Raw genomic sequence first — 14,085 nt, 5'->3', positions numbered from 1 at the left:
AGTGTTTTTGGAGGGGGATACGATGTTTCGATTTATGAGCCTGCTGGCAGGGGCTGCCATGGCCACAACGGCTTTTGCGAGCGAGGATATTGCAGACCAATATCCGCAGAGCGAGCTTTATGCCAAGCCTGTGGAAGTGATCCCCTATGTGTTTTCGGCCATTGGTGCGACAGCGCCGCCCACCTATGAAAATGCGGGCCATAACAACAACTTGAGCTTTGTTGTGACCCCTGAGGGTGTTGTTGTGGTCAATGGCGGTGCGTCGGCAAGGCTGGCGGCGGCGCTGCATGAAGAGATCAAGGCTGTGACAGACCAGCCTGTCAAACTCGTGGTGAACGAGAACGGGCAGGGCCATGCCTTTCTGGGCAATTCTTACTGGGCTGACCTTGGTGTTGATATCCTTGCGCATGAAGATGCGATTCACGAGACCGAGGAGAACGGGCATTTTATCCTTGAGGGGATGAAGGGCTACAACCGCGACCGCGCCGAGGGCACCCGCGCGGTGAGCGCCAACCTGAGCTTTGCCGACACGTATGAGTATGAGTTGGGCGGTGTGAAATTCGAGATCCTGCACCTTGGGCCAGCCCACGGGCCGGGCGACACGCAGGTCTGGATCCCCGCGTGGGATATCATGATCGCGGGCGACATTGCCTTTCACGAGCGGATGCCGCCCATTTTTGGCGATACCTGCACGAGCTGCTGGATCGAGACATGGGAGACCAAGCTGGAGCCGATTGCTCCGACCTATGTGATTCCGGGGCACGGGCACCCCACAAATATGGCGCAGGTGCGCCGCTTTACCCGCGACTACCTTGTCGATCTGCGCGAAAAGATCGGCGCGCATATTGAAGAGGGCGGTGACCTTGGCGGCGCTTACTATGTTGACCAGTCCAATTGGGAGCGGCTTGATACGTTTGAGGAGCTGGCCACCAAAAATGCGGGCCGTGTCTTTGAAGAAATGGAATGGGAATGACCCTGCGCGCAAGCTTTTTGGCGCTGGCCTTTCTGGCCGCGCCTGCCTTTGCTGACGAAGCGGCTGTGGCCGAGGCGGTGCAGGGCTACATGGACTTTGCCACCTATGAGCAGGGGATTATCCTGCCACAGCAGATTGATGCGGAGGTTTTTGCCGCCGCGACCTTTATCGACACCCGCGATGCGGCGCAGTTTGCGCAAGGCCACATCGAGGGCGCGCAAAACATCGAGTGGCGCGAAATCCCTGCGCGGCTGGACGAGCTGCCCGAGAGCGGCATGGTTATTTTCTATTGCAACACCGGCACGTTGAGTGCGCAGGCCACCTTTGCGGCGCGGCTTCTGGGGCGCGAAAATGTGCTTGTCTTGCAGTCGGGCTTTCTGGGGTGGCAAGAGACGGCTGCTTATAAACCATGATGCAGTGGGTTGACCTTCCGCCTGTGTGGCTTGTCGGCTTCATCGGGCTTGCGTGGCTACAGTCGGTGTTTTTGCCGCTCGGCCTTGGCCTGCCGACAGCGCCCTTCGGCTTTGCGCTGATGGGCACGGGGCTTGTGCTGATGGCGGTGGCCGTTTGGCAGATGTATCGCCACAAAACCACAATCATCCCGCGCTGGCAGCCTGCGGCGCTGGTGACGGGGGGTGTTTTTATGCTGAGCCGTAACCCTATTTATCTGGGGGATGCGCTCTTGCTGGCGGGGTTTGTGCTCTATTGGGACGCGCTGCCCTCGCTTTTGCTGGTGCCTGTTTTTATGTGGCTCATCAGTTGGCGGTTTATCGAGGGTGAAGAAGACAAACTGAGGCGCGCCTTTGGCAAAGCGTTTCAGGAGTATGAGAAAGAAACGCGCCGTTGGCTTTGACAGCTTGCCGCGGTGCAGCGTAGTGTTTGGAACTGTGAGCAACTTTGTTGCGCACAAAGAGAAAAAGAGAAGGGGGACATCAGGTGATCATAGGAACGCCAAAGGAAGTGTTTGCAGGCGAGGCCCGTGTGGCCATGACGCCGGCATCGGCACTTGATCTGCAAAAGCTGGGCTACCAGTGCATGATCGAAACGGGCGCAGGCGCGCTGGCAGGCTATTCGGACGCAGACTATAAGGCTGCGGGCGTGAGCATCAAGAAATCTGCCGCAGCCCTTTGGAAAGATGCCGAGATCATCGCCAAGGTGCGCCAGCCCGAAGCCGAGGAGCTCAAGCACCTCAAGGCAGGCAAGACGCTGATTTCGTTCTTCAATCCTGCGGCCAATGATGCGGGTATGGAGGCAGCCAAAGCCAAGGGCGCCAATGTGATCGCCATGGAAATGGTGCCGCGTATTTCCCGCGCGCAGAAGATGGACGCTCTGTCCTCCATGGCCAATATCGCGGGCTACCGCGCCGTCATCGAGGCGGGCAACAACTTTGGCCGCTTCTTCACAGGCCAGATCACGGCGGCGGGCAAAGTGCCGCCAGCCAAGGTTCTGGTTGTGGGGGCGGGTGTGGCTGGCCTTGCGGCCATCGGCACATCTACAAGCCTCGGCGCTGTGACCTACGCTTTTGATGTGCGCCCCGAAGTGGCCGAGCAGGTCGAATCAATGGGCGCGCAGTTTGTTTACCTCGACTTTGAGGAAGAGCAGCAAGACGGCGCGGCAACGGGTGGCTATGCGGCTGTATCCAGCCCCGAATTCCGCGAAGCGCAGCTGGCCAAGTTCCGCGAGCTGGCGCCTGAGGTGGATATTGTGATCACCACAGCGCTCATCCCAAACCGCGAAGCCCCCGAGCTTTGGACCGAAGATATGGTCAAGGCGATGAAATCGGGCAGCGTGATTGTAGACCTTGCCGCTGAAAAGGGCGGCAACTGCAAGCTGACGGTTATGGACGAGAAAATCGTCACCGAGAATGGTGTGACCATCATCGGCTATACCGACTTCCCCAGCCGCATGGCGACGCAGGCGTCAAACCTCTATGCGACCAACATCCGCCATATGATGACCGACCTGACCCCCGAGAAGGACGGCCAGATCAACCACAATATGGAAGATGATGTCATTCGTGGTGCGACGGTTGCCTTTGAAGGCGAGATCACCTTCCCGCCGCCCCCTCCCAAGGTGGCTGCGATTGCGGCCAAGCCGAAAGCGGAAGTCAAAGAGCTGACGCCCGAGGAAAAACGCGCCGCAGAGGTGGCCGCGTTTAAGGCGCAGACCAAGAACCAAGTGACCTTGCTGGCCGTCGGGGCTGCGCTGTTGCTGGGTGTTGGGCTTGTTGCGCCAGCGAGCTTTATGCAGCACTTCATCGTGTTTGTGCTTGCGGTCTTCGTTGGCTTTCAGGTCATCTGGGGTGTGGCGCATTCGTTGCACACGCCGCTCATGGCTGTGACCAATGCGATCTCTTCGATCATCATTCTGGGCGCGCTCATGCAGATCGGCTCTGGCAGCTGGTTGGTGATCCTGCTCTCGGCGCTCGCGGTCTTTATGGCGGGTATCAATATCTTCGGCGGGTTCCTCGTCACACGGCGCATGCTTGCCATGTTCCAGAAATCTTAAGGGGGGCCTGACTTATGGATTATGGTTTCACCACAGCGGCTTATGTTGTTGCCGCGGTTCTTTTCATTCTCTCGCTTGGCGGCCTTTCGGGGCAGGAAAGCGCAAAACGTGCTGTCTGGTACGGCATTGCAGGCATGGCCTTGGCCGTGTTTGCCACGCTGATTGGCCCCGGCTCGGGCCTTTGGCTTTTGTCACTTATTTTGATCGGTGCCGGGGGTCTGATCGGCTACCAGCTCGCCACGAAAGTGCAGATGACGCAGATGCCGGAGCTGGTTGCGGCGATGCACTCGCTTGTCGGTCTGGCGGCTGTGTTTGTGGGCTTTAACGCCCATATCGAGCTGGGCCGTGTTATGGCCATGGACGACACGGCCCGAAAGGCGCTTGAGGGCTTTGCGGCGCTTTTGGCCAAGAAAGACGGTGTCGAGATTGCCATTCTGCGGGTCGAGCTTGTGCTCGGGATCTTTATCGGGGCGGTGACATTCACAGGCTCGGTTGTGGCCTATGGCAAGCTTGCGGGCCGTGTGACCTCGGCGGCTGAAAAGCTGCCCGGCGGGCATATGCTCAACGCGGGTGCGGCGGCGATTTCGCTGCTCTGCCTGATCTGGTATTTCAACACCGGTGGCTTTTTCCCGCTCTTTATCCTGACGCTGGCGGCGCTGTTTATCGGCTATCACCTGATCATGGGGATTGGCGGTGCGGATATGCCTGTGGTTGTCTCGATGCTGAACTCCTATTCTGGTTGGGCGGCCGCAGCGATCGGCTTTAGCCTTGGCAATGATTTGCTGATCGTTGTGGGGGCGCTTGTCGGCTCGTCGGGTGCGATCCTGAGCTACATCATGTGTAAGGCGATGAACCGCTCGTTTGTGAGCGTGATCCTTGGGGGCTTTGGTGGCCCGGCGGGTGAGCAGATGGCTGTTGAAGGCGAGCAGATTGCCATTGAGGCCGAAGGCGTTGCGGCGGCTCTGAACGAGGCGGACAGCGTTATCATCATCCCGGGCTACGGTATGGCGGTTGCGCAGGCGCAGGCCGGTGTGGCGGATTTGGTGCGCAAGCTGCGCGCCAAGGGCAAGAACGTACGCTTTGCCATTCACCCTGTTGCAGGGCGCTTGCCGGGGCATATGAACGTGCTCCTGGCCGAAGCCAAAGTGCCGTATGATATCGTGATGGAGATGGACGAGATCAACGAGGACTTCCCTGATACGGATGTGGCCATCGTGATCGGCTCCAACGACATCGTGAATCCGGCGGCGCAGGATGACCCCAACTCACCCATCGCAGGGATGCCAGTGCTTGAGTGCTGGAAGGCCAAGCAGGTGTTTGTCTCCAAGCGCGGGCAGGGCACGGGCTATTCGGGGATCGAGAACCCCTTGTTCTTTAAAGAGAACACACGGATGTTCTATGGCGATGCGAAAGCCAGCCTTGATAAGCTTCTGCCGATGATCGACTGATCTTTGGCACATGGATTTGAGAAAGGGCGCTCTGAGAGGGGCGCCCTTTTTGGTTGTTTCGCCCTGTGGCGGATGGCGCTATCCTGAGGCCATGACCCATTTGCTTATTGTCTATCACAGCCGCACGGGGGGCAGCCGCCAGATGGCGCAGGCGGCTTTTGAGGCTGCCGAGGCCGAAGGTGCGGCGCGGCTTTTGCGGGCTGAGGAGGCGCGTGTTGAAGATATGCTTGCCGCAGGGGGCTATCTCTTTTGTGGGCCTGAAAACCTCGGGGCGCTATCGGGGGCTATGAAAGAGTTTTTTGACCGCTCCTATTATCCGCTTCTGGAGCAGATCGAGGGGCGCGCCTATGCGCAAATGATCTGTGCCGGCTCCGATGGCACAGCTGCGGCGCGCCAGCTGGCACGGATTGCCACGGGCTGGCGGCTCAAGGAGGTGCAGGCCGCTCTTATTGTCAACACAGCCGCGCAGAGCGCTGAGGCCATTCTTGCGCCCAAACGGCTGAGCGAGGCTGCGCTGGCCCCGTGCCGTGAGCTGGGGGCCGCGCTGGCCGCAGGGCTTGCACTTGGTGTGTTTTGATCTTGCCGATGTATACCGTTGTATTCCGTTAAGGCTTTGATTTTGCGACAAAATGCACGTTTACAAATTGGCGGCGCGCGCTAGGGTGGCGCTGAAAAGGAGTGCGCCTGATGACAGCATTTGAAGACCACCCGCTGCGCTATGAGCTGGCCAATGAGCTGCACGCGCGCCCGTTTCCGAGCATTGCGGCACCTGCAAGCGCTGTTTTTGTGGCGCTGAGGCCCAAAAGGGACGCGGCGGGGCGCGACAGGGCGGCAGACATTGCCCACCTTTGTGCGCTGCTTGACCGCTACGGCGCGCCGCACCCCAAGCCCCATGCCACGCATTATTCGGGGCAGATCGGGCGCTATACGCTCAAATGGGAGAGCCACACAGAGTTTGTGACCTATACCGCCTTTGGCGCGGGGCATTCTGAGCGCGCGTTTGACGGGGCGGATTTTGATATCTTCCCTGAAGACTGGCTCGCCGCCTCAAACATGGAGCGGGTGACGAGCGCGCTTGTGCGTGTGCAGCCGATGCCAGAGCAGGCAGACCTGCGCGAAACGCTGGGCGCGTGGTTTGTGCAGGAAAGCGTGGCTGTGTCCTATGTGCTGGATGAGGCGGCGTTGATCGCGGGAGATTTTCACATCGACCCCAACGGGCACATGCGCTTTGCCGTGTTTGTGATGCCCGCAACGGGGCCGCAGCGCACCGGGCGGATTGTGCAGCGGCTCTGCGAGATCGAGACCTATAAGACACTCTCGATGCTCGGCTTTGCACGGGTGCGCAGCTTGGGGGCGCAACTGGCCAAGTTTGATGCCCAGCTCTCGGGGCTGATGGAGGATATGACGCGTTCGGAAACCCCGGCAGAAGCCACGCTGGACGGGCTTCTCAGCGTTTCAGCAGAGCTTGAGGCGCTGAGTGCGGCGGCGTCTTTTCGCTTTGGCGCGACAGAGGCCTATGAGGCGCTGGTGCATGAGCGGATTGCGGTCTTGCGCGAAACGCGGGTCAACGGGCGGCAGACGTTTGGCGAATTTATGATGCGGCGCTATGACCCTGCGATGCGCACGGTGGCAGCCACACGCGGGCGTTTGAGCAAGATGGCGGATCGCGCCATGCGGGCGGGTGACTTGCTGCGCACGCGGGTGGAAGTGGAGCGCAGCGCACAAGACAGTGAGCTTTTGAGCAGTATGAACCGCCGTGCCGATGCGCAGCTCAGGCTGCAACAGACGGTCGAGGGGCTGTCTGTGGTTGCGATCAGCTATTATGCGGTGAATTTGGTGAGTTACGCGGCCTATCCCTTTGCCAAAGCGCTTGCGGGCCTCGACAAAGGGATGTTGAGCGCGCTTGTCACTCTGCCGGTTGTAGGGCTTGTTTGGCTGGCTGTGCGGCGTATTCGGAACCGGTTTCATTGAGCACGCGCGCGGCGAGTTTTGCGCCTGCGATGATCGCGCCGAGCGCGAGGAAGGCGGCAAAGCCAAGTGTCGGGATGCCTGAGAGGCCTGCGCCCAAGGTGCAGCCGCCTGCCAGCACACCGCCAACACCCATCAAGAGCGCGCCAAGGGCATAGCGGCCTGTCTGGGCGGGGCTTTCAAAGCTGACCCAAGCGAAGCGCTTGAAGAGAAGCGCCGAGGCGGCAGCCCCTGCAAGGATGCCGCCGACAAGACCCACACCAAAGCCCGGTGCGATAGAGGTGCTGGCGATGCCCCAGAAGAGCGTGGCCGTGGCGGGCGCTGTGAGGCTGAGGCTTTCGGCCATGATCGGGTCGAATTCGTCAAAGAGCACAAAGCCCGTGCCGACCCATGCTGCTGGCACGATGAGGCCGATGAGCACGGCAAGGGCAAGGTGGAGCTTGGCTGCGCCCGAGCGGAGGGCGAGCGCGAGGAAGGCGAGCGCCAATGCAACAGTGTAGGGCAGCGCCCCACCGGGGAGGGCGGTCAGCGAGGTATACTCGCCCAGAGGCAGGGTGACGCCGGCAAGGCTGGCCGAGACAGGCGCAAGCACGCCTTTGAGCGTGGCATGGGCCGCGATGGCGAAGAGCACAAGCACAAGGGCTGCGCGCAGGTTGCCTGAGGCCGAAAGCACCGCAAGGCGCGAGGCGCACCCACGGGTGAGCACCATGCCCGCGCCAAAAGCGAGGCCGCCAAGCACAATGGCGAGCGCGGGCAGATCAGCGGCGAAGAAGCGGTGCGCCTCAAACGTGATCAGGCCTGTGGCGACGGCGGCTTGGGTGCCGATCAGGGCCACGGCCAGCGCCATGAGCCAGACGCCACCTGCCGCGCGGCGGTCTGTGGCCTCGGCCCCTGTGAGCGCGCGGCGCAAACAAAAGCGGGTGATCTCGGCCAGCACACCGAAAGCTGCGCCAAGGGCGAGGGCCAGATAGAGGCTGGCCTGACCGGGGGTGAGGGTTTCAAAACCGAAAGATTCAAACATGGTGCGTCTCCTGAGGCGGGCGTGTTGGCCTCTAGGTGGCGGGGTTTTTCCCTTGCGACAAGGGGAGCGGCGCGGCGGCGGGCTTTGGGCTGCGGGAGGATGTTCTCTTCGGGCGGGGCGGCTGCGTGGCTGTTCTCTTGTGCGGATGTGGCTGGGAGGAAATGCCAAACGCGCGCCCCTGTTTGGGACGCGCGTTTTTAATTGGTCTGGTGAGCAGTTCGGCGCTCAGCGGCCTCTGATGCGCGGGTCAAGCGCGTCGCGCAAGCCGTCGCCGAGGAAGTTCACGGCCAGCACGGTCAGCGAAATCGCGATGCCGGGAAGGACAACCCGCTCGGGGTATTCCTGCATCCGTGACACGGAGTCGGCCAGCATTTTGCCCCATGTCGGGAAGTCGGACGGGAAGCCGACGCCAAGGAAACTGAGCGAGCTTTCTGTGATGATCGCGGTGGCAAGGCCGAAGGTGGCCGAGACCACAATGGGCGAGACCACGTTGGGCAAGAGGTGACGCAGGATGATGCCGCGCGAGGTGGTGCCAGCGGAGCGGGCGGCGAGGACGAACTCGCGCTCTTTGAGCGCCAGCACATCGCCGCGCACGATGCGGGCTGTGTGCATCCAGGAGGTGATGCCGATGACGCTGACGATGAGCACGAACATGCCTGACTCGGGCGAGCCGAAGGTGGCGCGCAGCGGCTCGCGGAAGAGCGTGACCGCCACGAGGAGCAGCGGCAGGATCGGCAGGGAGAGGAACAGGTCTGTCAGGCGCATGAGCGGGCCGTCGAGCTTTTTGAAATATCCCGCGACAACGCCGATCATCGCGCCAAGAAAGAGCGAGAGCAGCATTGCGGCCCAGCCAACGGCCATGGAGGTGCGCCCGCCTGCGAGCATGTTGGCGAGGCCGTCGCGGCCAAGCTGGTCGGTGCCAAAAGGATGGGCCCAGCTTGTTTTGGCCGCCGAATCCCACAGCGCCACATAGATGGGGCGGAAGTTCTTTGAGCGGATATCAAGCTTGCCCGGGTCTACATCCCAGAGGAAGGCGCCAAAGAGCACCGAAAAGGTGATGAGAAACAGGAAGGCTCCGCCCACCATTGCGCCTTTGTGCTGGCGGAACTGGAGCCAGACCTCAGCCCATTGGGAGCGGTGCGGCTTCAGCGGCTGGTTGTCTTGCAGGGCCTCGATGGCTTGGATGTCATCAGTCATAGCGGATTCTCGGGTCTAGCACGCCATAGAGCACGTCGGCGATGATGTTTGCCATGACGATGAGGAAGGCGAAGATGAAAGTGAGGGTCATGACCATGGGCATGTCCGATGCAAAGAGCGAGCCGATCAGCAAGTCGCCGATCCCGTTTACCTTGAAGACCCGCTCGGTGATGATGGAGCCGCCGAAGATACCGGGGATGGCGAGGGCGATCACGGTGACAACGGCGATCATCGAGTTGCGCAACACGTGCACCAGCACAACAACGCGCTCGGGCAGGCCCTTGGCACGGGCGGTGCGCACATAGTCTTGCTTGAGGTTATCCAGCATCGAGGCGCGCATGAAGCGGCTGATCTGCGCGGTGATCTGGAGGGCGAGCACCATAACAGGCATGATCATCTGCTTGAGTTGTACCACGAAGCTGTCCCAGTCGTTGACGACATGGGTGGTGTCATAGATCGAGGGGAACCAGCCGAGCCAGACGGCAAAGATCACGATCATCAGCGGCCCTGTGAAGAAGGGCGGCACGGAAAAGCCGATCATGGTGATGAATGTGCCCGCCTGATCAAAGGTGGAATACTGTTTGTAGGCCGAATAGATCCCGATCGGAATGGCGATGAGGAAGGCCACGACATAGGCCAGCCCGACCACCCAGAGTGTCTGGGGCAGGCGCTGGAGCACGATGTCCATCACGGGAGAGCGGGTCTGCCAGCTGATCACGCGCTGATCGCATGGGCCATCAACGCCCGGGCCACAGGCTGTGTAGAGGTCTGTGTTGGGGAGCCAGCCAAAGAGTGTGCTGTGGTTGGTGAGCCAGTCGATAAAGACCTGCGGCTCGATCCAGAACATTTGCACCAGCCATTTCCAGAACTGGATATACCAGGGCGCGCCAAGGCCGAGCGCCTCGCGCATCTTTTCTTTCACCTCGGGCGGCACCGTCAGGGGCACCTGTGCCATCGGGTCGCCCGGGGCGAGCTGCAACAGCAGAAAGATAATAAGAGCAATGAACAAAAGCACCGGAACGGAGAGGATCAAGCGCCGGATTGTGTATGTCAGCATGAAGCGGAGCCTTTGTTTATGGGTCTTGGTGTCAAAGGGGGCAGGCGAGCCTGCCTAAACCGAAGAGGGAGGCGCCCCGCACAAAGCGGGACGCCTGTTAAGCGCAAGGCTTATTCTTTAATGCGGTACCATTCGGCTGCATCCCAGAGCTCTGAGTCCCACACGTTGAGGACGTGGCCGCCCAGCGTGTTTGACTGGCCTGAAACACGACCACGGTGCACGAGACCAACGATTGTGTGGCTGTCTTTTGTCAGCATATCGTTCATCTTCTTGGCGATTTCACCGCGCTTGGCGATGTCACCTGTGCGGGCCAGTTCGTCGATCAGGGCGTCATAGGCCGGATCACAGAAGCGGTTGATGTTTTCACCCTGCCACTGTGACGATGGCTTTGGCTCGCCGCCACACCGGTAGGCCGCAAGATACTGCTGCGGGTCTGTGCCGTTGAAGGTGTTCGCATACATTTCTACGTCGGCGTAGAACTTCTGGAAGGTGTCGGGTGAGCCGGGGTCGCCACCAAAGAAGACCGAGGCGTCAAGGTTGCGAAGTTCGACTTCAACACCGATTTCTTCCCACCACTGTTTGATCAGGGCCTGGAAGTCCTGACGTACAGCGTTGGTTGATGTTTGGTAGAGAAGCGCAAGCTTCATACCGTCTTTTTCGCGCACGCCGTCGCCGTCGCTGTCAACCCAGCCTGCGTCTTCGAGAAGCGCGCGGGCGCGGTCCATATCCTGCGTGAGGCAGAATGTGTTTTTGGACGCGTAGTTGTCAGGTGATGGAACGAGGTCGCATGTCGGGCGGCCCGCTTGGCCATAGCCGACTTCAACCAGCAGATCGCGGTCGATCGAGATCGACAGGGCTTCACGCACGCGCACATCAGACAAGATGGGGTGTGGGTGTGCCACGGTGGAGCGCTCGCCTTCGGGAAGGTCTGGTGACGGGTTGGTCATGTTCATCTCGAGGCGCTCGACGAGCGGGCCAAAGCCAGCAACCGCTTTGCCTTTGCCGCCTTCTTCAAACTTCGCGATCACGTCGGGTGCGAGCTGAAGGTTCCAGGCGTAGTCCATTTCGCCTGTTTCAAACACGGCACGGGCCGCGCCTGTTGCATCGCCGCCGCCTTTGAGGGTCATGGTGGCGAACTTGGGCTTGTCGGCTTCACGGTAGTTCGGGTTGGCCGAGAGCGAGATCACATCGTTTGGTTTGAACTCGTCCACGACGAAGCCGCCTGTGCCGATCGGGCTGAAGTTGGCCTCTGTGCACTCGGGCGCTTTGGCGCCAAGGCAGTCCGCGAACTGGGCCGCTTGCAAAACGGGCGACTGGCCGCCAACGAGCGGGCCATAGGGGTTTGGCTTAGGCTGGTCAAAGGTGATCTTGAGGGTCATCTCGTCAAGCACTTCAACGCTTTCAACGCCATCAAAGAACGCAGATTGTGCGCAGCCGCCTTCGGGGTGCATGCAGTAATCGGCTGTGAATTTGGCGTCGTTGGCTGTGACGGGGGTGCCGTCTGACCAGAGGATGCCTTCACGGATTTTCCAGGTGATGGAGGTGAGGTCTTCGCTCACGCCGCCGTTTGCCACTGTGGGCACTTCGGCTGCGATGAAAGGTACAAGCGCGCCTTTGTCATCATAGCGCGCGAGCGGTTCGATGACGAGTGAGGCGGCTTCGATATCTTTCGTGCCGCCTGACAAATAGGGGTTCATGATCGAGGGCGCTTGCCAATAGATCACGTTGACGTGGCCATCAGAGCCGCGCTCGGCCATGGCCGCGGGGGCAATAGCAAAAGACGCCGCTGCACCAAGCAGAAGGGTTTTGACTTTCATGTTTTACTCCATGTTGGACGAAGCTTTCGCCCCGATTGAGCTTGTCCGCTTGTCGCGGATTCATAGGCGCGGGGTGGCTCGAAGCCAGATGAAAACGTCTGAGCAGCAGGACCCCCGCAATGGCTCCATACGAAACAGAGATTCGCAAAATTGCAAGCCCTTTGAAAATGCTGTGACGCGGCGCTGTGAGTGCCAAGGGAGGGTTTGACACTCCTGCGCTCCTCTCTGTAGCGTGGCGCAATCTGCATTTTAGGGATGGATGCCAGCGATGCTTGACCAACCACTTGCCACGATCGAAAACCTTCGGGTTGCGTTTCAGACGAAGGACGGCCCCGTGATCGGGGTGGAGGATGTCTCATTTGAGATCAGACCGGGCGAAACCGTCTGTATCGTTGGGGAATCCGGCTCGGGAAAGTCGGTCTCGTCGCTCGCTTTGATGCGGCTCATCGAGTATGGCGGCGGCGAAATCGCGGGGGGGCGGCTCCTGTTCAACCGGGGGGAGGGCGGCGAAATTGACCTCGCCCAGACCGACCAAAGCCTGATGCGCACGATTCGTGGCAACGAGATCGGAATGATCTTTCAGGAGCCGATGACGGCGCTGAACCCTGTCTTTACCGTGGGCCGCCAGCTTGCCGAGGGCGTGCGGATGCACAAAGGGCTGAGCAAGGCCGAGGCCGAGGCGCGCGCGCTTGATCTGTTGAAGCAGGTGCGTATCCCCGAGCCTGAGCGGCGCTTGAAGCAGTATCCACACGAGCTGTCTGGCGGGATGCGCCAGCGTGTTGTGATCGCGATGGCGCTGGCCTGTGAGCCACGTCTTTTGATCGCTGATGAGCCGACAACGGCGCTGGATGTGACCATTCAGGCCGAAATTCTGGCGCTTATGGACCGCCTCAAGCGCGAGACAGGCACGGCTGTGATGTTTATCACCCACGATATGGCCGTTGTGGCGCAGATGGCAGACCGTGTTGTGGTTATGTTTCGCGGCAACAAGGTGGAAGAGGGCTCTGTGGAAGAGATCTTCGAGAACCCGCAGCATAACTACACCAAAGCGCTTTTGGCCGCGGTGCCCAAGCTGGGCGAGATGCGCGGCAAAGCCTACCCCGAGCCGATGAAGCTTTTGGGGCGCAAAGATCAGAACCTTGACCCGATCAAAGGCAGCGACGAGGTGCTTTTGTCGGTGAAAAACCTGACCACGCGCTTCCCTGTGAAGGGCGGTTTCTTTCGCCGGACGGTGGCCAATGTTCATGCGGTGGAGGACATCTCCTTTACCATCAACAAGGGCCGCACCCTGAGCCTTGTGGGCGAGAGCGGGTGTGGCAAGTCGACGGCGGGGCGCTCGCTGTTGCGGCTTGTCGAGCCACAGAGCGGCGAGGTGAACCTTGGTGGCAAGGATATTATGGCGCTGGATACGGGCGGCTTGCGCGCGGCGCGGCTTGATATGCAGATGATCTTTCAAGACCCGTTTGCCAGCCTTAACCCGCAGATGAACCTGATGAGCCAAGTGGCCGAACCGATGCAGAACTACGGCGTGGCCAAGGGCCAGGAGCTGCAAGACCGTATCGCGGCGCTGTTTGACCGTGTGGAGCTGCCGCGCTCGTTCTTGCGGCGCTATCCACACGAGCTTTCGGGCGGTCAGCGCCAGCGGGTTGCGATCGCGCGGGCGCTGGCGCTCAATCCGAAATTGATCGTGGCGGATGAAGCGGTGAGCGCGCTGGATGTTTCGGTGCAAGCACAAGTTTTGAACCTGATGATGGAATTACAGGCAGAATTGGGACTGTCTTATCTGTTTATCAGCCATGACATGGCGGTTGTGGAGCGGGTGAGCCACGATGTGGGGGTGATGTATCTGGGCCGTATTGTGGAGCGGGGGCCGCGCGCGGCGGTGTTTGAAAACCCCCAGCACCCTTACACGCAGGCTTTGATGAAGGCGGTGCCGATTGCCGACCCGCGCAACCGCAAGGATGAGCGCGATCTCAACTTCAAGCCGATTCCGTCGCCGATCCACCCTGTCGGGTATGAGGCTGCGCCGAGCGCTTACAAGGAAGTGGGGCCAGACCACTATATTCTGACAACAGACAGCGGGTATTGAAATGAAG

The 14,085-nt window shown here is 60.4% G+C and carries 12 protein-coding genes; 8 read left to right on the top strand and 4 right to left on the bottom strand.

Annotated features, from left to right (window positions below):
• Positions 1-22: 22 nt before the first annotated feature.
• The 7 genes from ACTG3X_RS04380 to ACTG3X_RS04350 all read left to right on the top strand — a co-directional run bounded on the left by ACTG3X_RS04380 (position 23) and on the right by ACTG3X_RS04350 (position 6,900).
• Positions 23-973, top strand: a complete 951-nt coding sequence (locus ACTG3X_RS04380; RefSeq protein WP_439110017.1) for an MBL fold metallo-hydrolase — start codon at positions 23-25, stop codon at positions 971-973.
• Positions 970-1,386, top strand: coding sequence for a rhodanese-like domain-containing protein (locus tag ACTG3X_RS04375; protein ID WP_439110016.1), 417 nt, complete (start codon positions 970-972; stop codon positions 1,384-1,386). The genes ACTG3X_RS04380 and ACTG3X_RS04375 overlap by 4 nt, the downstream gene beginning before the upstream one ends.
• The gene (locus ACTG3X_RS04370) at positions 1,386-1,826 is read left to right on the top strand and encodes a methyltransferase family protein (protein ID WP_439110015.1); all 441 of its coding nucleotides are present in this window, start codon (positions 1,386-1,388) and stop codon (positions 1,824-1,826) included. Before ACTG3X_RS04375 ends, ACTG3X_RS04370 begins: the two co-directional genes overlap by 1 nt.
• Before the next feature lie 83 nt (positions 1,827-1,909).
• Positions 1,910-3,481 carry a Re/Si-specific NAD(P)(+) transhydrogenase subunit alpha gene (locus ACTG3X_RS04365; RefSeq protein ID WP_439110014.1) on the top strand — a complete coding sequence of 524 codons (1,572 nt, stop codon included), beginning with the start codon at positions 1,910-1,912 and terminating at the stop codon, positions 3,479-3,481.
• A 14-nt stretch (positions 3,482-3,495) separates the two neighbouring features.
• Positions 3,496-4,929: an NAD(P)(+) transhydrogenase (Re/Si-specific) subunit beta gene (locus tag ACTG3X_RS04360; RefSeq protein WP_439110013.1), complete on the top strand. Its 1,434-nt coding sequence runs from the start codon at positions 3,496-3,498 to the stop codon at positions 4,927-4,929.
• A gap of 91 nt (positions 4,930-5,020) precedes the next feature.
• Complete coding sequence (locus ACTG3X_RS04355) at positions 5,021-5,506, top strand: flavodoxin family protein (RefSeq protein ID WP_439110012.1); 486 nt, start codon at positions 5,021-5,023, stop codon at positions 5,504-5,506.
• Between the two features lie 110 nt (positions 5,507-5,616).
• Positions 5,617-6,900, top strand: coding sequence for a DUF3422 family protein (locus ACTG3X_RS04350; RefSeq protein WP_439110011.1), 1,284 nt, complete (start codon positions 5,617-5,619; stop codon positions 6,898-6,900).
• On the opposite strand, the gene ACTG3X_RS04345 is transcribed toward ACTG3X_RS04350, so the two are convergent.
• The 4 genes from ACTG3X_RS04345 to ACTG3X_RS04330 form a co-directional block, all read right to left on the bottom strand.
• Positions 6,836-7,918, bottom strand: coding sequence for a YeeE/YedE family protein (locus tag ACTG3X_RS04345; RefSeq protein WP_439110010.1), 1,083 nt, complete (start codon positions 7,916-7,918; stop codon positions 6,836-6,838). The genes ACTG3X_RS04350 and ACTG3X_RS04345 overlap by 65 nt on opposite strands.
• A 225-nt stretch (positions 7,919-8,143) precedes the next feature.
• The gene (locus ACTG3X_RS04340) at positions 8,144-9,115 is read right to left on the bottom strand and encodes an ABC transporter permease (protein ID WP_439110009.1); all 972 of its coding nucleotides are present in this window, start codon (positions 9,113-9,115) and stop codon (positions 8,144-8,146) included.
• The gene (locus ACTG3X_RS04335; protein WP_439110008.1) at positions 9,108-10,172 is read right to left on the bottom strand and encodes an ABC transporter permease; all 1,065 of its coding nucleotides are present in this window, start codon (positions 10,170-10,172) and stop codon (positions 9,108-9,110) included. Before ACTG3X_RS04335 ends, ACTG3X_RS04340 begins: the two co-directional genes overlap by 8 nt.
• 110 nt (positions 10,173-10,282) lie before the next feature.
• Positions 10,283-11,989: a peptide ABC transporter substrate-binding protein gene (locus ACTG3X_RS04330; RefSeq protein WP_439110007.1), complete on the bottom strand. Its 1,707-nt coding sequence runs from the start codon at positions 11,987-11,989 to the stop codon at positions 10,283-10,285.
• A gap of 268 nt (positions 11,990-12,257) precedes the next feature.
• On the opposite strand from ACTG3X_RS04330, the gene ACTG3X_RS04325 reads away from it, so the two are divergent.
• Positions 12,258-14,078: an ABC transporter ATP-binding protein gene (locus tag ACTG3X_RS04325; protein ID WP_439110006.1), complete on the top strand. Its 1,821-nt coding sequence runs from the start codon at positions 12,258-12,260 to the stop codon at positions 14,076-14,078.
• Positions 14,079-14,085: the final 7 nt, after the last annotated feature.

The organism is Lentibacter sp. (genome assembly GCF_965658795.1).
GTDB lineage: Bacteria > Pseudomonadota > Alphaproteobacteria > Rhodobacterales > Rhodobacteraceae > Lentibacter.
This window is presented reverse-complemented; position numbering and strand designations above follow the sequence as displayed.